Below are 20,549 nucleotides of genomic sequence, written 5' to 3'. Positions count from 1 at the left end.
CATATTGTTAAAATATGTTTACTCATCAATAGGAACGGGCTTTAGCCCGTTTGCAAGGATAAATTTTCAATCCGGCTTTAGCCAAAATTTATTTTCTCCTACAGATTTCGCAGATTCTTTAGTTTCATCATAAAGTATTTGTATTCATCTGTGAAAATCGGTGGTTTTCGCGGTAGAATATTAATCAGCTTTATCTGCAAAATCTGCGGGAGAAAATATAAAGTTTCCGCAGATTTTAATGCTTTAAATTATTATCCGAAGCTTTGGGATCTAAAAAATCTCTACGAAAATAAAGCGTACAATTAAACCATTACCAAAACTGACTTTCATCATAATCTATCTTAAAAACAAAATTTCATTAGTATATTTGTAAAGTAGAATATCGCATTGAAGTTTTTCGTTTCCATATTTATCATTTTTACGATTGCATTACGTCCCGTTTTGCCTTTGATTAATTATGCCGTTAATTATGACTACATCGTAAAAAACCTTTGTGAAAACAGAAACATTCCGCAATCCACCTGCAAAGGAAAATGCTACGTTGCCAAAGAACTGGCAAAAACAGAAAAACAGTCCAATACCAACCAGACAGTAAAAATTTCAGGACTTGATGTTTTTATCTCCCATGAAATACTTTCCTTTTCAGATAATAGTCAGTTGAGTGTTTTAAACAAAAACTCAGACTTGCGTTACATCAATTTCCATACTTCAGAATATTTTTCCAGAATATTCCATCCTCCTTTAGCTTAATATTATTTTCAGCTAATTCTTTAACTGAATTGATACTAAAAATAAAGTATAGCTATCACTTGCTGAGTGTTAACGCCTTTGCGAACCCATAAAAATTAAGTTTACAAAAAACTTGCGAGCTTAGCGTTAAATTAGATTTATTGTAGTTATCTGTAATTTGTCGTCATAAAAATCTTTGTGATCTTAGCGTTACAAGACATTATGATTAATTAAGGATAAAGCAAGAAATTCATCAGTAAGCTTAGTTAAAAAATCAATCCATTCAAACATTAATAATTTCAATGTAAATAAAAATGAAATCAAAACTTATTTTAACAGCATTATTGTCTTTTTCATTAATGGCATGTGCACAGGAAACCCCTAAAGTAAAGCATAAAAAAGCAAAAACAACTGCAAATTCCGGAACAAAAACAGTGAAATTTGCCAATGCGGTAGATCCCATCTGCAATATGCCCACCGAAGCCGATATGAAAGATACGGCAATCTATAAAAATAAAACGTACGGTTTTTGCAGTGCTTACTGTAAAGACGAATTCAAAAAGAATCCTGAGAAATATGCCAAAAAATAAAAAGACCAGCAATTCCAAAAGCAAAGTAATCGTTCCGATTGTGATTATCGCTTTGCTTTTTCTGGGAATAGGTGTCGGAATGGGGTATTTCAAAAAGAATTTGTACACTGTAATGAAAGTTCCCGATTTCAAATTGACCGATCAGAACAACAAAACGGTTACCAATAAAGATATGCTCGGAAAAGTCTATCTGGTCGAATTTTTCTTCAGCAAATGTCCCACGATTTGTCCGGTTATGAATACCAACATGAGAGCCATTGAAGATGAAATCAACAATCCGGATTTCGGAATCATCTCTATAAGCATTGATCCGGAAAATGATACTCCGCAGACATTAAAAGAACACGCACAAAGAATTGGCGTAAAATCTCCGAACTGGCATTTTTTAACCGGAAACAGAGATTATATTGGTAAATTAGCAGATCAGTTCAATATTTATGTCGGAGATAAGGAAGATGAAAGCGAAAGTCTTAATCATAGCGGAATGATTGCCCTTGTAGATAAAGAAGGAAACATCCGTTGCCGATACAATAAAGACAATATGCCGATTTTGTATTATTCGGGATTAAATTATGAAGATACGGAAGGAAAAACTCCGAAACTGACAGGAAAATACCATCCCGACAGAGAAATATTGATAGAGGATATTAAAAAATTATTGAAATAGAGGTTTGGAAAATGGAAGTTAGAGGCTGGAAGTTTTATGGAGTATGTAAAAGAACTTCAGGCTTCCATCATCTGTCTCCCAGCCAAAATAAATCACATAAAAATAAAATAGTATGAAGATTTTGAAAGTAGCTGCTCTGAGTGCAGTTTTTGCAGCGCAGTTTGCGTTTGCACAGTTTAAGCAGACACCGTTGCCGTATGCTTACAATGCGTTGGAAGGAAATATCGACGCACAGACAATGGAAATTCATTATTCCAAACACGCAGCAGCGTATGTTGCGAACCTGAATAAAGCAATCGCAGGAACGCCGCAGGAAAAACAGACCCTGTTCGAGATCATGTCCAATGCTTCAAAATTACCGGCTGCCGTAAGAAATAACGCAGGAGGACATTACAATCACGAGTTGTTCTGGACCGTCTTAACCCCTGAAAAAAATACACAACCTTCTGAAAAACTGGCAAAAGCAATCAATGAAGCATTCGGAAGCATGGATGCTTTTAAAGCAAAGATGGCAAAAGCAGGAGCCGACCGTTTCGGATCAGGATGGGCATGGCTTTCTGTGGATAAGAGCGGAAAATTATTTGTTTCCTCAACACCCAATCAGGATAACCCTTTAATGGACGTTGTAGAAGAAAAAGGAACCCCTATTTTCGGGATCGATGTTTGGGAACACGCATATTACCTGAAATATCAGAACAAAAGAGCAGATTATTTAACCGCGATCTGGAACGTAACCAACTGGAAAGAAATCAGCAGAAGATACGAAGAGGCAACGAAAGCAAAAAAAGGGAAATTCGATGATTGGCAGGCTATGAAAGATTTTCATACCGTGATGTCTCAGACTTTCCATCCTGCGGAAGAAGGCAATCTTCAGCCTATCAAAACAAGAGCAGCAGAAATGGCGGCAAAAGCAAAAGCATTGCAAACTTCGGCTGTTCCTGCTGAATTTAACAAAAAAGGCGTGAAGGAAGCCATTGCAAAACTTTCTAAGGACAGTCAGGATCTTGAAAAACAAATCAAGAAAAAAGATTCTGATGCAAATATTACAAAATCTCTTACTGCTCTGCACGATACTTTCCATACAATTGTAGGATTGTGTTCTGCTGAGGATGAACATTAATTGATTTACATAAAAGGCAGCTTATTAATTTTTGTAAGTTGCCTTTTTATGTTTAATATCATATAACAAAACAAAAAGTATTATTAAATTTGCTCCGTGAAATATATCATTTCTATTTTCATGATTATTCAGATGACAATACGTCCGATATTGCCATTTATAGATTATACAGTTAATTACGACTATATAACTAAAGAACTTTGTGAGAACAGAATGAAACCAGAGTTAATGTGTAACGGTAAATGTTACCTTTCAAAAGAACTCTCAAAAACTCAGGAGCAGGGAAATAAAAGCAGTCAGAAAATAAGTCTGAATTCCATAGATATCTTTATCGTAAATGAAAGTTTAGACGACAGCTTCATCCTTAAATCAAATATTCTGAAAAATACTGTCGGTACATTCAAAGCCGATTCTTATCATCATTTACACTATTTTCAGGTTTTTCATCCTCCATTAGTGTAGCATAATCTCTTCTGTTTCTGAAAATGCAGAAGAATAATTTTCCGGACAATCTATAAAGGTTTTTCTGATATTGTTTTACAATGTCAATGTTCAGCAATTGCATAAATTAAACGTTTAGCTGTAATGCCACGGCTGTAATCGTTGGGCTTTGGTCTCCTTATATCTCAGAGGATACGCAATGCTGAAAATAAAAACTGTGTTTTTTATAAAATCCTGTAAAATAGTGTTCAGAAAATTCCTCAAAAATATCAACAAAACTTTTTTCTTCAAGAGAATCGGGATCTGCTCATAACAGAATGGGTTTAAGAAATCGTTTCGTTTCCATAATTGATTTTTACAGATCAGTTCATTAGAGCATTTTGCCGATTCTCTTATTTGTTTAATATATATCCGGAGCAAAAATATCCCGGATCGAAATTTTATAAAGATATGTTTCAAAAAATATTATCTGTAATAGTTTTCTCTTTTTTCAATCTTATTTTCTCCCAGCAATATTCGTGGAATACTCAGGGGATTACCGTTGCCGGAGGAAACGGAGCGGGCGGTGCAAATAGTCAGCTTAATTTTCCTTACTCTGTTTTTATTGATAGCAGCAGCAATCTATATATTACAGACACCCAAAACCATAGAATTGTAAAATGGGATTCGGCATTAAATCAGGGAGTTACTGTTGCCGGAGGAAATGGTTCGGGAGGCAATTCCAATCAGCTTAATACTCCTACTTGTGTTTGGGTAGACGATAATAAGAATATCTATGTTCTGGATTCGTTTAATGCAAGAATTCAAAAGTGGGAACCCAATGCCGTAACAGGAATTACTGTTGCCGGAGGAAATGGAGAAGGAGCAGCACTTAATCAACTAAACAAGCCCGGTGGATTTTATCTCAGAGGAAACACCTTCTATATTGTTGATGCAGGAAACAGCAGAATTGTGAAATGGGCAATAGGAGATTCTTCCGGAACTTTGGCTGCTGCGGGTACTTATGGCGCAAATGCAGATCAGTTAGCCAATCCTTCTGTTAACGGAACCATCTATGTAGACAACAATGAGAATCTTTATGTAACAGATTATATTAACAACAGGGTACAGAAATTTTCTTCAGGCAGTACAAATGCAGTAACAGTTGCGGGAGGCAATGGCTCCGGAACCGCTAATAATCAAATGAAAGCACCCAACGGTATTTTTATGATGAACGACGGAACAATGATTATTGCTGAATACACAGGAAGAAGAATCCTTTCCTGGAAAGAAGGACAGACCAGTGGAAATGTGATTGCAGGAGGAAACGGCAATGGAAGTGGAGCAGATCAGTTCAAAAGTCCAAGAGGAGTTTTTGTGGCGCCAAACGGAGATCTTTATGTTACAGACATGGGAAACCACCGCATCCAGAAATTTATCTTCAACGGAACACTTTCTACTCAGGATGAGATTAAGCATACCGTTTCCAGTTCCATATATCCTAATCCGGCAGATGAGGTCATTCATATAACTGCGAAATATCAGATTGAAAGCATCAAAATTTTTGATGGTTCAGGGAGAGATGTTACAGGAAACAATTCCGTTCAAAACAATTCTGTACTTACGGTTCAGAGTTTAGAACCGGGAGTATACTTCCTTCATCTTTTTGGGAAAAAAGAACATGAAACTTTAAAATTTATCAAAAAATAAATACTAAACAACAATAATTTTTACAATTAAATTTAATCAAAATGAAAATTTACAAATTCTTATCATTACTCTTCGTAGCAATTACATTACTTACCGTTTCATCTTGCAGCAATAATGACGATGAAGAAGTTCTGGACACGACTCCGGGAAGTTTACAGCTAAAATTCGAAAACGGATTCAATAATCTTGGAGACATCGTTTTAAACCAGACTACACAAACTTCCGTTAACGGACAAAAACACCAGTTTTCTACTTTGAAATATGTAATCAGCAACATCACTTTAATTGATGAAAACGGAGGAGAATTCAAATACCATTATAATGATCCGGATAACGGAGCCTTTATCGTAGATCAGGCAGAAGCGGTTGCCGGAATTAATTACATCAACCTGAAAGAAGTTCCTAAAAACAATTATAAAAAAGTAAGAATCGGTTTAGGAATCAGTCAGTCCGCTTACCTTTTGGGACAAAGCGGACAGGGCGTTTTCTGGCAGAAAGCAAAAACCGCAGGAATGGCTTGGTCTTGGGCGGCAGGATACATCTTCACAAAACTGGAAGGTAAATACGGAACTTCTTCAGCCACTACAGAATTCATGAACCACTGTGGAAATATGGGGAACACTTCAGCAAACAACACTGCAGATCTTTACCGTGAAATTACCCTTGATTTTCCTTCAACGGCAAGAGTATCAAAACAGATTACACCATCAGTTCACATTTTAGCGGATCTTAACCAATATCTGAGCGGACAGACTGCTTTAACATTGGATACTTCTAACGACATGGCAATGGGATCAAACCAGCATTTGGTGAATGTTACCAATAATATTTCTAAAATGTTTAAAGTAGATCACGTTCACAATGATTAATTTTTTCATACAATCCAAAAGAGGGCAATTCTGCTCTCTTTGGATTTTTCTCTTTATTGTGGTATTTCCCCTGACTTCCTGCACGGAAGATGAGGTTTTGGAGCCTTTGCCAAAAGATGAAGCTTATCGTCTCGACAAACCTGCGGGTTTTCCGGACATCACTTTTGATATTACAGGAAATCCGGTCACGGTGAATGGAGTAGCATTGGGGAAAAAACTTTTTTACGAAGGAAAATTATCCAGAAATAATACCATCTCATGCGGATTCTGCCATATTCAGGAATATGCTTTTACCCATCACGGTCACACCGTAAGTCATGGAATTGATGACCGATTAGGCATCCGAAATGCACCACCAATACAGAACATGGCTTTTCTGAAAAATTACACTTGGGACGGAGTCAGTCACAATCTGGACGAAAGATCTCTGGTTCCCATTACCACAGATTTTGAGATGGACAGCTCGCTTCCTGAAGCGGTAGGAAAATTAAATGCTGATGCAAATTACAAGAAAATGTTTAAAGCAGCATTCGGTGACGAAAACATTACCGGTGAAAAAATTCTCAAAGCCATTTCGCAGTTTATGGCAACCATGATTTCCGCGGATTCAAAGTACGACAGGATGAAAAAAGGAACAGAAGTATTTTCAGCAGAAGAAAATCAGGGAATGGCTCTGTTTCAGAATAAATGTGCATCTTGTCATTCGGGAGACTTATTTACCGATGAAAGCTATCGGAATACTGGAATGTATTATAATCCGCAGTTTGACGACAGAGGAAGATATCGTGTAACGCTGGACTGGAATGACAATATGAAATTTCGGGTTCCAAGCCTCAGAAATGTAGAATATACAGCACCTTATATGCACGACGGAAGGCTTTATAGTTTGGAAGCAGTTATGAATTTTTATTCTGATAATGTAGAAAACCAGCCTAATCTCGATCCGTTGCTGAAACAAAACGGACACACCGGAATTCCTATGACCGCTTCTGAAAAACAGAACATCATCGCATTTCTGAAAACGTTAAGCGATAAAACTTTTATAACGAATCCAAAATTTGCAGAATAATAAAATCATGAAGAAGATATTTTTAACATTGGGTTTAGCCGGATGCTTTTTTAGTCAGGCAAAAGAAATCAATGACAGTTTATTTATTCGTAAAGAATTTAGTCCGATGGTCTTTGATGATTGCGATGCATGTGGCTGCGCCGCAGGAAACGGTTCTTCCGGATTTGAATCTTTACTGAATCCTCAGTTTATCGGCGTTAAATATTTTGCACAGCATTACAGAGCCAAAGAAAATTTATTCGTCAATGATCTTACGCAGGATCAGTATTTCAATACGGTTCAGCTTTGGGGAAAAATTCCGGTTGCCAAAAATGTAAGTGTATATGCAAGTATTCCGTTTCAGTTTCACACCAAAAAAACGTTGCAGGGAGATATCAAAATTGAAGGAATCGGAGATGCGAATGTAATGGGAATCTATCAGATCATCGATTCCAAAGATTCTTCCCATCAACTGAATGGAGGTTTCGGCGTGAAAATTCCGATCGGAAAATTTGATGAAAAAGGAATCACCGGAGTAAATCCCAGTTTTCAGCTCGGAACAGGAAGCTGGGATTATCAGATGGTTTTAAACTATAAATTTCAGAAAGATAAACTGGCGGTATTGCTGAACACTGATTATACTTTAAAAACAGAAAATAAAAAACATTACCGTTTCGGAAACCAGTGGAATTATGCGGCAACAGGATTTTATAGACTCTGGAAAAATGAAAACAGTATTCTTTCTGGGAAATTCGGAATGCAGGGGGAAGTCTACGACTGGAACAGACAGTTCGGAGAAGTAATGCCTAAAACCGCCGGAAGTGCTTTGTACGGAAAATTAGGTTTTGAAGCCTCCTACAAAAAATTCAGTTTGGGAAGTGAAGTAATGCTTCCTGCTTACACAAATCTTGCCGGAGGAGATATTGAAGCCAAATCCCGGTTCAGCATTTTCGTGAATTTTGGGATTTAGATTTAAGATATTCATTCTTCTTAAAAACCTTCATTGTATAATGGAGGTTTTTCTTTTTTTAGATTTGGAATATCAATGACGGATGAGATGATAAATCATTACAAAGCTGTTACCAATTATCCTGAAGTAAGAGTAACAATATCCTGCAAAAGTTTTATGTAAAGATATGAATATGGAAAGCAAAAAAGAGATTCAATAATGAATCTCTTTTGTAGCCCGTAGGGGAATATTAATATACTTCAATAAAACACAATAAATATTCATTTCGTTGATTTTAAATAATTTACAAATATTTAAGAAACATTAAAGCGTTATAAACAATATTGAACATCCCTTGAATTTGTCCCTGATTTTTGAAGTAGGGACCAAAATCAATTCAGTTCAACCTTCTTAATTTAGTCATAATTATTTAGAACGATTTTGGAGTAATCGAACAATAAGTGAAAGACTGAAAACTTGTCTTTTGTTTCATTTGATTTTTGGTGTAGAGACCTGTAAGAACCTTCAAAGTTTGGTGCAAGAATCTCAGACTGCAAATCTTTAATAGTAGTCAAATTTTTATTAGATTTTAACTTTTTATTTATTATTGGAAAAATTGAAGAATGGGATATTTTGGGGTTTTCAATAAATCCGATTTGCCCTTCATAAGGTATTCGTCCTTTTACATAGCTTCTCTGTGAAAACTTTATAGTATCACCTATGTAAGCAATAGAATCTGTATTAGTTTTAATTCTTTTACATTCTATTGCAAAATAAGTCAACTTATCTTCTAAATCTAATTTCAAATAAGGATAATCAATTTTAATATCTATTTTATCGTCATGCATTAAACCATCCTTAGCATCATAATATGATTCAGCAGATTCCTTATTGATAAAATTCTCTATTGAATATTCATTAATGGGGCTGTCATTTAAAAGATTGATATTTTCCCTCATATAATCATCAACAAGTCCATTTCTTAAAAAATCTTCTTGCTTTATTTTCCCCCTTGTAGCATAATCATATTTCTTTCCATCCTTTAAAATAAGATGATAGCAGTCAATTACATATCTCATTATTTTCCTAACATGAGATTCTATAACCCGATTTCTATTCTTTTTAAAATTATCGGCGTTACTAATCATTGGCAGAAATGTTATTAAGACGTTTTAATTCTGCTTCTTGAATAGCCTGCTTAAATTCTGCAACATCATACCATGCCATTGCACGATGCCAACATTTATATTCATTTGGCTTTATAATATAAAAAGAATCACTTTCAAATCCTTTTATATCCTTTTGAATATATAGATTTTTTGATGGGTCGCTGGTATCTGTTATTCTTTCAATAGTCAAATTATTTGCCAGTTTCTCCAAAACATCTTTTTCATCAGTATTTTTAGGATATGATATTTTTTCTTTTGGCTTTTTGTCTGTAATAATGAAATTCATTGCAATGAAATGTCTCATTGTAAAAATCTCAACTTTTACAAACTCATCATAATATATTTCCTCAAATTCTTTTATGTAAACATCGGCATATTTCTCTAAAACTTGTTTTTGGTTACGGTGGTCAGAATCATTAAAATTAGTAACAAGATGCTGTTTGCTTTGTTGAAACTGATAACGAGAGACATTTAAAGCATAATCAATTAAATCCTTCTCGTAGTCTTTGACACCATAAGAGTCATTAATTATTTGATTATTTTTTTGGAGCAAAAAATGATTTACAGAAGGCTTTCCAAGATTAAATTTGTCATAAAAAGTGGCATAATATTCAATAATTGATTTAGCATTATTAACCAATTTTTCTAATACTGATTTATCAAAATCAAGCAATGGCATCCTTAGTAATTCTTCATCAAATCTTATAGCGGGTCTAGTTGCTACTCCCCAGGCACCAGAAATTAGAAAAAGAAAGTATTGACTTAAATCAGATTTAAGTAAAGAATATAATAATAATATAATATTTTCAGTTTTTGAAGAGATAGAAAACACCCCTTTTCTAAAAACAAAATCCTCACTTGAAAAAGAAATTAGTGGTTCTGATTCATTAAGAGCCTGTTCTTTAAATAAAACTTTATTGCCCAAAAAAATATTTTTATCTCTCCCCCTCGACAAATAAACGTCTTCTTTATTTAGAGATTTGTAATTTTTGGTATTAGTGTAGCCCTGTTCAATCTGAGAGTTTTCTAAAATTTTCATTCCAATTAATTCTGGAAAAAAATTCGGATCTTTCCCTCTTTCTATACCAGCCCCTTTATAGATAGTGTTATTATTGATAATTGACCCAATATTTTTTTGAGGTAATACTTTCAAGAAATTAAAATCCAAATAACTTCCATATAAGGCAACCTTAAACATCCAATCATTTTCTAAAAAATATTTCTGTGGTAACGCTTTTTGATCAAACCTTTCAATAACTAACATTTTGAAATATTTGATAAAACGATTAAATTTAACTGATTGATGATTAATTATATTCTTTTGGCAATCATTATCTTTTGATAGTCTAAAATAAACGATACTAGCAGGACTATTTTTCTTCTCAAAAATTAATCTTCTTACTGGGGATAAATCAAAAAACTTTTCTACACAAAATGTAGTTAAGAAATCCTTTTTAAATCCTTTAGTTTTTTGTGAAACATTATAGAAAATTGTACTAGTAACAATGAGTGCCGATTGTGTTTCATCACTCATAAAATCTTTAGCTCTCAAAAGAAATGACTGAGCAATTTCAAATCTGCCAACTGTTTTTTTATTGTCCTTTAACCATTTAACATGAACTACATCTTCTTTTTTGCTTTTCCATGGTGGATTCCCCAATATAAATTTTGGTGGATTATTTTTTATTACTTTAGTAAAATCATGTGACTTATCAAAGAAATTAGCTTTGAAAAGATTAGTCCCTAAAAGATTAGGGAATGGATACTTATCAATGTCTTTTGGCTGTTGATAATCCAATAATGCTATATAAATTGAGAAACAAGTAACTTTTAGAGCCTCTTCATTTATATCAATTCCAAACAGATTATTTTTAGCAATTTCTCTAATTTTGTTACTAAATTCATTTTTATTTGAATCTCCATTAAGTTCAATTTCTTTTTCAATCATTCTTCTCAAAGATTGAACTAAGAATATTCCCGAGCCAACTGCAACCTCAAAAATTTTACATTCTGAAACATTATTTTGATTCAGATATTTATCAACAGTATCTGATAAAATATAATCAACTAAAAAAGACGGAGTATAAACTGCTGAATCTAAATCTTTAGTCTCATCATCAATCAAAGATTCATAAATACCCGATATTACTTCAACAGGAATAATTGAAAAATCAAAAATCTCAAAGAAAGAGCCTTCAAATAAAGAGCCTTGTTGCTCAAGCTCTCCTTTAAAAACATCAGCTAAATAATTTGCTTGAATTTGATTTAACTTTATATCTGTCTCTTTGAAAAGAACACCATTGAAATTATCATTAAGTCTTTCAAATAATTGATTGAGTTTTTCAGGTTCTGAAATTAAAAGAATAAAGTTTTTTCTTTTTTCATTAAGTGATTCGCCTGAAATATACGCCTCATCAATCTTGATACCTCTATCAATTAAATATCGAATAAAAATTAATCTTAGAATCAAAGAATTGGCAGATTTCTCATCAAGAAAATTTGATTTTGTTTTATCAGTTAAATAATTTCGTACATCTTTAATGTTTTGAAATAGTCTCTGATTAACCCGTGTTTGGTTTTCGTTTTTTTTAGACAAGTATTCATCTTGAAACCAAGCCCAAGTTTCCCCCGACTGCAAACTCCAAAAAGAAAATTTCTCGTCTCTTTCTTCATCAGATATTTCAACCTCTTGGAGATAACCGCCTCTACCATCTTTATTTTTGATATAATTTAAAGCATTATAGATAGAAATATCTTTGTCTTTTAATATAAAAACGATTGGGGAATTATCAAAAGACCAAACTTTTTTATGTATCTCAGATTCTTTATTTAAATCATCAGAATTGGTTAAATCAAAAAACAGTAATAAAGGTTGGTTATTGAATACATAGACTGCATCGGGAGAAATTCTTTTAATTTTATTTAGGATATCCGGATGAAAATCAAAATCATAAGAGCCATCCTGTTCATTTTTATAAAAAACAGTATTTTCCAAGTTTAACTTAATCAGAAGTTTATGTAGTTCAGAATTTTTCACCTTATTGCAAAGTTACAATAAAATATAATTCTTGCCGATTAAAAAACATTACCAAATCCCCTTGTCCCAATATTTAAATTATTAAATCAAATTTCTCCATTGCGGTTGCTTTTATTTCATCAGCAATATCTATATAGGGTTTCATGGCGCTGTAATCACTATGTCCAGTCCACTTCATTACTACTTGCGGAGGAATCCCAAGTGATAATGCATTGCAAATAAATGTTCTTCTACCGCAGTGAGTTCCAAGTAAAGAATATTTCGGTAACACTTCGTCAATTCTTTTTTTTCCCATATAATAAGTCTGCGTAATAGGTTCATCAATTTCTACTAACTCTGCCAACTCCTTTAGGTAGTCATTCATTTTTTGATTGCTAATAACGGGTAAAGCTCTATTTTGCACAAAATCTTCATCTTTGTATTTTAACAAAATTTCACGACTATGCGCATTAAGGTCGATTGTGAGATTATCAGATGTTTTTATAGAATTTATTTCAATGTGTTTTTCTTTGACGTCCGATTTCCGTAAATTAAAAACATCAGAATATCGCAGACCGGTAAAGCATTGAAATAAGAAAACGTCCCGAATTTTTTCAAGATGTTTTTTGTTTTCGGGAATTACATATTCACGAAATCTCTTCAATTCATCCTGTGAAAGAAAAATAACTTTTTTCGGAATGTTCTTTAGTTTTGGTTGAAATAGTTCGAAATAGGAATTTGTTTGATATCCTTTTCTTTTTGCCCATTTTAAAAACCACTTTAAAGACTTAAACTCTTTCAGAATAGTAGAGTTTTTATGATTTTTTGATTCCAAAAAATGTTGGAACTTGTTATAGCCCTCCTCATCCAAGTTGTCAAATTTTAAATTGGGATTAAATTCTGTTAACTTGTTTTTTAGCGTATTCATCTTCATCAAGGTTTTATCTTTCCAATATGAGTTTCTTGATTCTTCTTGAGTAAATAGGTCAAAAACATCAAAAAAAGACTTTTCTTCTACAATTTCAGTTTTCGAAGTTCTCCCAACTTCGCAATTAAAAGATTCACGGAATTGTTTTGAGCATGGAGACATTACATCAACTTCAAATTTTTGAAAAGTTCTTTGACAAGCCGATTCAAATTCTTGAATTTTCCTGTTGATAATGCTTGCGAAAATTTTCTTATCGCCGTGAGTTGTATTGGCCTTACAGCGTTGTGTTTCCTTGCTCCATTTTTGTATTTCTACTCTATATCCCAAATTGAAAGCCACAATATTGCCATCCCACTTAATGCGATATCGCAGTTTTGCAGTAGGATTGTCTTTTTCCCTGTCAAGAAGAAATTGAGCGTGATACTTTATATTCATATTAGAAAAATTGATTATCGATTTTCAATAGAACCCAATTTAAAGTCCCGTATTGACACTCCTTCTGCTTTTATAAAGTCATCTAAAGAGTATTTTAAAGTCTTTATCAGTTGGTTGTCAGCATAAATATTTATTGTTTTGGACAAGGTTGGTAAAGTTGTTTGTTCTGAACTGTTTTTATGTGTGTAGATTTTTAAAGAAAAATATAAAACAGGTTCGCGGGTTTCAAAAGATTCAATGGGCTTTAATGAGTTTGCTAATATTCCTGTTTCATTTCTATTACTTGTAAGCTCCTGGGAAATCTTCATTAAGTCAGTGAAAGATGTATAATTAAACCCTCCTGCTTCATCTTTCCAATTGTTCGTTCCCATTGTATTTGTAACAACTGAAATATCCTTATCTCTCGTATCAACAATCTGTTCTAAATTTCCATTATTCACTTTTACAATACGAAGCCATATATTTTGATTGTATTTCTCAATGTCCCCTTCGTTTATTATCTCAATTTTCAACTTTTTTTGAATTTTTATTAAATCTGCTTTTTCATCTTCTAATTTCTTATTTTCTTTTTCCTGATATTTTGAAAAAACCTTTTGTGCGATTTCCGCATCTCTACTTTTCCAATTATTCAAAGCATTTTTCTTCTGCTGAGCAATCACGATTCCCCCAAATAAAATAGCACTAATTATCAAAATCCTTTTCATAGTTATTTTTTTAAAATTTCAAGAAGTATAGTAACCTGTCTCATGCTATCCGATAGTTGCTCTTGACTGGTTTTCAATCTTTCTGTTAGTTCTTTTTGTATTTCTTGATAGCCTTTTTGAAGTTCTATCATATTAGAAAACTCGCTATGCGAAATAGTAACATTTCCACTAATATTTCCATTAATGTTGCTGTTTACATTATTTCCTGAGCCATTATTATTAATGTTTTGGTTGTTGGTTTTTAGCATTTCACCTGATTCCGAAATAAACCACTCTGGATTCAAATCGGTATAAGTGTATAGTATTTTTTCAATAGTATCTGAGTTGAGTCCCGAGTTGTTTTTTATAGCTCTGCCAATTAAACCAACAGACAAACCAGCTTCAACAGTGATTTTATTGGGGTTTAACCCTTTGTAGGTCATGTAACTTTGCAATCTTTCAGTTATAGTCATCTTTAATTTTTTTTTTGTTTTTGAGATTAAAATATAGATATATTTCAATATTTATTTTATATTTGCAATACAAATATAGTAAAATATATACAAATAAGTATTTTTTTAGAACAAATTACAATAAAAATTTCAAAATGGAAGATTATAATAGACCAATTTGGCAATTGACCATAGGTGAATTTGTGGAAATTTTAGATGCCAGAAAACAAGAATCATCAGAAAACCCCACACAAGAAAAGGTATTTAATGAAAAGTATGTTTACGGTCTTTCTGGATTAGCAAGAATATTGGGATGCTCTAAAAATCATGCAGGAAAATTGAAAAGTAAGGGAATTTTTGATGAAGCCATCATTCAAAATGGGAGAAAAATTATCATTGATTCGGAAAAAGCATTAGAACTTTTTAAAGATAACAGCTGATGGAAAACATAACCCCACAAACACCTCTTTGCAATCTGACCGTAAAAGAATTTTTAGAGATATCTAAAAATTTAAATTCTGAAAATATGTATGAATACGGTTTAAAAGGTTTGGCAAAAATTCTGGGCTGTTCCATTTCAAAAGCATCCAAGATTAAATCTTCAGGAATTTTGGATGAAGCCATCATTCAGAAAGGAAACATCATCATCATCGACAAGAAAAAGGCTATAGAACTTTTTGCAAGCAGTTAGAAATGTATTACTTGGAACTTATCGACCGATTTTGGGACTTCAATCACAAGGCAAGACTTGGCTCTTCGGCAATTTCGCTCTATCTGTACCTTTTGAAATTAGGAAAGGACAACGATAGTTATAAGGTCGTTATTTCCGATGTTGCACTCGGTAATGCATTGGGAATAACTAGAAAAACCGTAAAACCGACCAAAGATAAACTTCGCGAGTTGGGTCTTGTTGAATTTGAGTCCAAAAGTGGATTTCCTTGTAATTACAGAATTCTGTTAAATTACTTATCTGATATTCCCATACTGGAGAAAATAGAGAAGGAAAAAATCGAAAAAGTACCAAGTTTGGAAATTGTTGAAAAACATGAAACTTTAAAGAGAAGCGATTCGTCCAAGGAAGTTGTTCCCAAAATCAGTAAATCTAGTGATAAAGTTTCCATTACTGATACTTCCAAAAGCAGCAAGTCAAAAATTATTCCCGAATTGGAAGAATTTATTCAGTTTGCAACAACTTTAGAGGATTATCAGCCTCTTTTGGACTCTGTAATTGAAGAAAAATATCATTCGTGGTTAGAAAACGACTGGCGGAATAGTTCTGGAAGACCCATTTCCAACTGGAAATCCTCATTAAAAAGTATCCTGCCCTATTTGAAGAATAGTCAAAATGATGATACAGTTTCCGTCGATTCCATTCCAAATATCAAACGACCGAAAACATCATGAAATCAATAAAAAGTCGATTTCATTTCTAACAAATCGTAAAAACTTAAAACAATGAAAATATCTGACTTAAAACCTGGTCAAAAAGTAACCATCAATAAAATATCTTACGAATATCTGGGTATCCAGAAAGTGAGGATCCCCAATATAGGAGAAGCCGAAAAAAGGGTGTTCAAAGCAACTGGTGTTGATTCCTACAAACACTACAATCTCATTGATGGAGACAAAACACTGAAAAGTGAGAAAATAAAACTAGTAAAGAAAACTGTTCGAACCAAATAATTACCATCTGAAATCAGGAAATAAGAAATCAGGAACATTAAGAATAGAAAATGTCTTTATCTGAAAAAGATTTGCGCCATGTCCGAAAGAAGTTTGAGGACAAGGGAGAAAAAGTTCCCGACAAGATTCGGCTGGGAAACCATTTCGTGGACGACTTTATTTTTGATGACCAACAAGCGGCGGACATCCCAATCAATGCGCTTCGAGTCATTTTCAATATCGTTGCAATTATCGGCAATGAACAGTTTCGTCCCGAAGACCGTCCGAAGCAACTTTCCCTATTTGATGAAGAATTTGAAACAGAAAATAACATTTTCGCCTCCATCAAAATCCGGAACAGTAAAATTTCTCCGAGTGGTTCCACAAAGCAGGTTGTGGATGCCTATGAGTTTCTCGCCAAATTTAAGATGGGATGGTACAAATCGCTTAATTCAAAAGGGAAAGAAATCAAAACATTTGGCGGACTTATTTCTACGCCAACCTATGACCAAAGAGGTTTTACCACATTTCTAATTAGCAGTTACTGGCTGAAAAAATTATTGGTTATTCCCGAATATAATTATGTACTCTATCATCTGGTGTATAATATCAGAAACAACAAACACATTATTTTCTCCATCTGGCTTTCAAAAATTCCCGAATCGGGAACAATGCTGAAGCTGGGTAATTTCAATAAAAAGTTTGGGTTAAATTATAAAAATACCAAAGATTTCTGCTTCAAATTTCTAAAGCCCATCAAAATCAATCTCGACAGATACAATAGTTTTTCTTTCCAATACAGGTATGAAAAGGATTCCATATTTATTGTTCCTATCTTAACCAAAGGATTTTCTCATCCATTTGAAGAAGCAAAAAAACTTATAGAATCAAACCAAGAGAATTTTAACCAAAGTCATAAAATTAACCGAAGATTGCTCTATTTCAAAAAACGATATAGATTAGACGAAGCCGAAACAGTCCAGTTTTTCCATCAATACGAAAATATACCGCAGACAAGGGAACTGATTGAAAGAGCCTTCAAGGAATTTATTAGGAACTGCAGAATGAGAAAGATAGCATCGACCGACTTTAAAGGTCAAAAATTTCTTATTGAAATTCAGGCACACATCAAGCATTTGTATAGAAATACAAAAATGGGAGAAATATTCCCTAATGGCTATCCGATGATTGTCTGATTTCGGAATTGCACTCACCACCAATTCGGAATTGCACTCACTAAAGTTAAAGAAATGTTAAAAATGAACAAAATAACAGCATCGAATTCGGAATTGCACTCACCCGAAGATTTAGAAAACACAAAAATTGTGGATAACCTAGCTGTTTTGTGGATAACTACGGTTATCAGAATAAATGGAAAAATCGATTCGGAATTGCACTCACCCCAAAACAGGCTTTATTTCGGAATTGCACTCACCCAAATTTCGGAATTGAACTCACTAGTTTTCGGAATTGAACTCACCGAAAAACACCATTAAATCCTTTGTGGCAAAAGAAGAATGCCGTTTGCTAAAAGTAATATAAAAATAAATTAAAAGTCTTTTTTATTTAAAAGGGAAATGTGGATAAGTAATTTGCATTAAAAGAAAAAAAATGAATTGCGAAAAAGTCAAGCAAAACGTCGGAATTCGGGCGGTTTTGGAGTCGTTCGGGCTGTTTCCGGTCAAAGAAAATCCGAAAACTGCGTTTTATTTTGCGTTGGACCGGGAGGAAAAAATTCCAAGTCTGGCGGTCGATTTTGTCAAAAACAAGGCGTTCGATTTTGGAAATGGAAAAAGTTACGATGTGATTTCAATTGTCCAACAGATAAAGAAATGTTCCGTTTCAGAAGCATTGAAATGCCTTTCAACATTGGATTTTAGAGTTCAAAATGAAATAAAATATCACGAAACTACTGGTCAAACATGCAATCAGATTTTAGAAATCAAAGAAATCCAGCATCCTGCATTAATTCAGTATCTGAAGTCCCGAAGAGTTTTTGAGCAAAAGCATAGGGTTAAGGAAATTCACTACGAATTGAAAGGAAGAAAATATTTCGGAATTGGATTTCAGAATAAGTCCGGAGGTTTTGAGATTCGCAATCCACAGTCAAAAATATGTTTGGGAAAAAAGGATGTGACGTTGATTGTTAATGATAACAATCTCAAGAACGAGATTCTCATATTTGAGGGCTTTTTCGATTATCTGACCTACCGAAATTTAGACAAATCAGATAATTCAAACTGTGATTACTTGACTTTAAATTCAACTGCAATGTTTTTCAAGGTGGAAGAAAAACTGAAACAATATGAGAAAATTTCACTTTTTCTAGACAATGATAAGAATGGGAAATCGGTTAAATTAAAAATTAAAAGTCAATACAAAAATGTAGAGGATTGCTCTTTAATTTATCATAATTTTAAGGACTTGAACGAGTGGTTTTGTAATATTTGATCAGTTTAAATCATTGGAGAAACCATTTTCCAATGAATTTCCTTTAGTTTTCCATTAACAACCACGTCCATTGATTAAGTTTCCCAACTGCGGTTGGGCTTTTACGTTTGCAAATGTAGGACGGCACCACCCACACAAAAAAATCTTTTTGGGTTTCTAAAAAAATTCTTTCCACAAGCTCCAACAATTTTTCCAGACACTCCTAAATCCTTCGGACAAAAAGATTTCAAGCCCGATTCGGAATTTTCTGCCTTTATCCAGCGGAACCGAATCGGGTTTTGTATGGATGGTGCCGTCCTATGTTCATGGGCAAAGAAAAAGCCGGAACCTCAGTTGTACGAATCAAATCAACCATAGACGTTCTTTGAAATCAACGGAAAAACAATAAAAATCCAGCAAAAAATACTGTTTTCTAACTTAATATAAAAAAAGAAAAATGCCGAGTGTCCTCGATACCAAATCAATTCACTCCCAACATTTGACCTTTGACAAAACAAAAATTAACAAAATATTAACATTTTAAAATTTAAGATTATGAACACAATCGTAGGTAGAATTACCAAAAATGCAGAAATCAACACCTTGAAAAACGATAAACAGGTCGTAAACTTTTCGGTAGCACCCAATGACTAAATTACTAAAAAAAGTGGAATTGAAAAGCATATGCGGCTAAATATTTAGGCTTTTCAATTCAAGACTTCATCCCGCATTTTGCCAATACAATGTTGAACTAAACATTCGGTAGCTTTCTCAGCGCTATATTTAGTTACTTTGTAAAACTAATTAAAAATCAGTAAAATGGCAACAAAAAAAAGAGTGTAGAAGAGCTTAGAGAAAACAAGATCATCAATCAGGCAAAGCGCGAAGTTCCGGGATTTGCGGAGCTTTTGCATAGGTTTGAACGTACGGTTTCTGTATTGGGAAGAAGCCAAAGTACCTTTCAAAATTACTCCAGACACGTCGCTGCGGTGTCGCTACATTTCGGAAAAATTCCTACAGAATTGGATCCCGAGCAAATTCACGATTACCTTTTTTACCTTCAGAAAAAATCAAAATCACCTTCACAGTCGTATTTTAAACACACCGTTTACGGACTTCGATTTCTGCTTAAATCGGAAGGTTTGAGCTATGATTATTTGAGTCTTCCGGAAATTAAAAGAGAGAAAAAACTGCCTGTAGTGCTTAGTAAACAGGAGGTTTGGCAGATGTTGTCCGGCTGTAAACTTTTAAAACATAAAATTTTGATCGGCATTCTTTACGGCTGCGGATTGCGCTGTATGGAAGTTCGAAATCTCCGTTTGTGCGACTTAGATTTTGGTCGAAAACAACTCAAAGTGGTTCAGGGAAAAGGCAAAAAAGACCGCTATTTACCACTTTCCGAACATCTGATTCGTGGGCTCAAAAAGTATATCGAAGCGGAAAAACCGGAAGATTATCTCTTTGGAGAACCTCGTGGAGGGCGTGCTGGTGGCGATTTCGATTCCCGTTACTCCCAGCGCGGCGTTCAGTGGGCGGTAAAGCAGGCATCAAAAACGGCAAATATCCTGAAAGAAGTGAGTGTCCATACGCTTCGGCACAGTTTTGCGACGCATCTTCTGGAAGATGGGATGGATATTTTGAGCATCAAAAATCTTCTCGGTCACGAAAGTAT

General features: G+C 33.9%; 22 protein-coding genes and 1 pseudogene. 18 read left to right on the top strand and 5 right to left on the bottom strand.

Going from position 1 to position 20,549, the window contains the following annotated elements; translation table 11 throughout:
* Positions 1–387: 387 nt before the first annotated feature.
* The 9 genes and pseudogenes from H6W53_RS14195 (at position 388) to H6W53_RS14155 (ending at position 8,123) form a co-directional block, all read left to right on the top strand.
* Positions 388–750: a hypothetical protein gene (locus H6W53_RS14195; protein WP_185207725.1), complete on the top strand. Its 363-nt coding sequence runs from the start codon at positions 388–390 to the stop codon at positions 748–750.
* 293 nt (positions 751–1,043) lie between these two features.
* Complete coding sequence (locus H6W53_RS14190; RefSeq protein WP_185207723.1) at positions 1,044–1,319, top strand: YHS domain-containing protein; 276 nt, start codon at positions 1,044–1,046, stop codon at positions 1,317–1,319.
* A complete protein-coding gene (locus H6W53_RS14185) occupies positions 1,306–1,986 on the top strand; it encodes an SCO family protein (RefSeq protein ID WP_185207721.1) in 681 nt (226 codons plus the stop codon). The genes H6W53_RS14190 and H6W53_RS14185 overlap by 14 nt, the downstream gene beginning before the upstream one ends.
* A 112-nt stretch (positions 1,987–2,098) precedes the next feature.
* Positions 2,099–2,758: pseudogene (locus tag H6W53_RS14180) on the top strand (superoxide dismutase); the annotation flags it as partial.
* 444 nt (positions 2,759–3,202) lie between these two features.
* Positions 3,203–3,568, top strand: coding sequence for a hypothetical protein (locus H6W53_RS14175; protein ID WP_123956515.1), 366 nt, complete (start codon positions 3,203–3,205; stop codon positions 3,566–3,568).
* A 429-nt stretch (positions 3,569–3,997) separates the two neighbouring features.
* Positions 3,998–5,236, top strand: coding sequence for a T9SS type A sorting domain-containing protein (locus H6W53_RS14170; RefSeq protein WP_185207719.1), 1,239 nt, complete (start codon positions 3,998–4,000; stop codon positions 5,234–5,236).
* Positions 5,237–5,277: 41 nt separating this feature from the next.
* Positions 5,278–6,105 (top strand): MbnP family protein, encoded by an 828-nt coding sequence (locus H6W53_RS14165; RefSeq protein ID WP_185207717.1) that lies wholly within the window; start codon positions 5,278–5,280, stop codon positions 6,103–6,105.
* Positions 6,098–7,174 (top strand): cytochrome-c peroxidase, encoded by a 1,077-nt coding sequence (locus tag H6W53_RS14160; RefSeq protein WP_185207715.1) that lies wholly within the window; start codon positions 6,098–6,100, stop codon positions 7,172–7,174. The genes H6W53_RS14165 and H6W53_RS14160 overlap by 8 nt, the downstream gene beginning before the upstream one ends.
* 7 nt (positions 7,175–7,181) lie before the next feature.
* Positions 7,182–8,123 (top strand): transporter, encoded by a 942-nt coding sequence (locus H6W53_RS14155; protein WP_185207713.1) that lies wholly within the window; start codon positions 7,182–7,184, stop codon positions 8,121–8,123.
* 395 nt (positions 8,124–8,518) lie between these two features.
* Here H6W53_RS14155 and H6W53_RS14150 read toward each other — a convergent pair whose 3' ends face one another.
* The 5 genes from H6W53_RS14150 to H6W53_RS14130 all read right to left on the bottom strand — a co-directional run bounded on the left by H6W53_RS14150 (position 8,519) and on the right by H6W53_RS14130 (position 14,806).
* A complete protein-coding gene (locus H6W53_RS14150; RefSeq protein ID WP_139351752.1) occupies positions 8,519–9,181 on the bottom strand; it encodes a hypothetical protein in 663 nt (220 codons plus the stop codon).
* 61 nt (positions 9,182–9,242) lie between these two features.
* Entirely contained in the window at positions 9,243–12,266 is a 3,024-nt protein-coding gene (locus H6W53_RS14145; protein WP_228457803.1) for an Eco57I restriction-modification methylase domain-containing protein, read from the bottom strand.
* 115 nt (positions 12,267–12,381) lie between these two features.
* Entirely contained in the window at positions 12,382–13,650 is a 1,269-nt protein-coding gene (locus tag H6W53_RS14140; protein WP_024564037.1) for a site-specific integrase, read from the bottom strand.
* 14 nt (positions 13,651–13,664) lie between these two features.
* Positions 13,665–14,354 carry a hypothetical protein gene (locus tag H6W53_RS14135; protein WP_024564038.1) on the bottom strand — a complete coding sequence of 230 codons (690 nt, stop codon included), beginning with the start codon at positions 14,352–14,354 and terminating at the stop codon, positions 13,665–13,667.
* 2 nt (positions 14,355–14,356) lie between these two features.
* Entirely contained in the window at positions 14,357–14,806 is a 450-nt protein-coding gene (locus tag H6W53_RS14130) for a hypothetical protein (protein WP_133159943.1), read from the bottom strand.
* Positions 14,807–14,940: 134 nt separating this feature from the next.
* Between H6W53_RS14130 and H6W53_RS14125 the strand changes: the two genes are divergently transcribed.
* The 9 genes from H6W53_RS14125 to H6W53_RS14085 all read left to right on the top strand — a co-directional run.
* On the top strand, positions 14,941–15,225 hold the full coding sequence (locus H6W53_RS14125; RefSeq protein WP_024564040.1) for a DUF3853 family protein: 285 nt from the start codon (positions 14,941–14,943) through the stop codon (positions 15,223–15,225).
* Positions 15,225–15,476 carry a DUF3853 family protein gene (locus H6W53_RS14120; protein ID WP_024564041.1) on the top strand — a complete coding sequence of 84 codons (252 nt, stop codon included), beginning with the start codon at positions 15,225–15,227 and terminating at the stop codon, positions 15,474–15,476. The genes H6W53_RS14125 and H6W53_RS14120 overlap by 1 nt, the downstream gene beginning before the upstream one ends.
* Positions 15,477–15,478: 2 nt before the next feature.
* Complete coding sequence (locus H6W53_RS14115) at positions 15,479–16,189, top strand: hypothetical protein (protein ID WP_024564042.1); 711 nt, start codon at positions 15,479–15,481, stop codon at positions 16,187–16,189.
* 51 nt (positions 16,190–16,240) lie between these two features.
* The gene (locus tag H6W53_RS14110; RefSeq protein WP_024564043.1) at positions 16,241–16,468 is read left to right on the top strand and encodes a hypothetical protein; all 228 of its coding nucleotides are present in this window, start codon (positions 16,241–16,243) and stop codon (positions 16,466–16,468) included.
* A 50-nt stretch (positions 16,469–16,518) separates the two neighbouring features.
* On the top strand, positions 16,519–17,643 hold the full coding sequence (locus tag H6W53_RS14105; protein ID WP_024564044.1) for a hypothetical protein: 1,125 nt from the start codon (positions 16,519–16,521) through the stop codon (positions 17,641–17,643).
* 63 nt (positions 17,644–17,706) lie between these two features.
* The gene (locus tag H6W53_RS14100; RefSeq protein WP_123903502.1) at positions 17,707–17,943 is read left to right on the top strand and encodes a hypothetical protein; all 237 of its coding nucleotides are present in this window, start codon (positions 17,707–17,709) and stop codon (positions 17,941–17,943) included.
* Between the two features lie 115 nt (positions 17,944–18,058).
* Positions 18,059–18,898 carry a toprim domain-containing protein gene (locus tag H6W53_RS14095; protein WP_024564046.1) on the top strand — a complete coding sequence of 280 codons (840 nt, stop codon included), beginning with the start codon at positions 18,059–18,061 and terminating at the stop codon, positions 18,896–18,898.
* A 534-nt stretch (positions 18,899–19,432) separates the two neighbouring features.
* Positions 19,433–19,531, top strand: a complete 99-nt coding sequence (locus H6W53_RS14090) for a single-stranded DNA-binding protein (protein WP_228460372.1) — start codon at positions 19,433–19,435, stop codon at positions 19,529–19,531.
* A gap of 254 nt (positions 19,532–19,785) precedes the next feature.
* On the top strand, positions 19,786–20,549 hold a 764-nt coding region (locus H6W53_RS14085), incomplete at its 3' end, for a tyrosine-type recombinase/integrase (protein WP_194304474.1).

Origin of the sequence: Chryseobacterium sp. C3, assembly GCF_014218905.1 — a bacterium.
Lineage (GTDB): Bacteria > Bacteroidota > Bacteroidia > Flavobacteriales > Weeksellaceae > Chryseobacterium > Chryseobacterium mucoviscidosis.
Note: the sequence above shows the minus strand (reverse complement) of the source record. Positions and strands in the feature narration are given on the sequence as shown.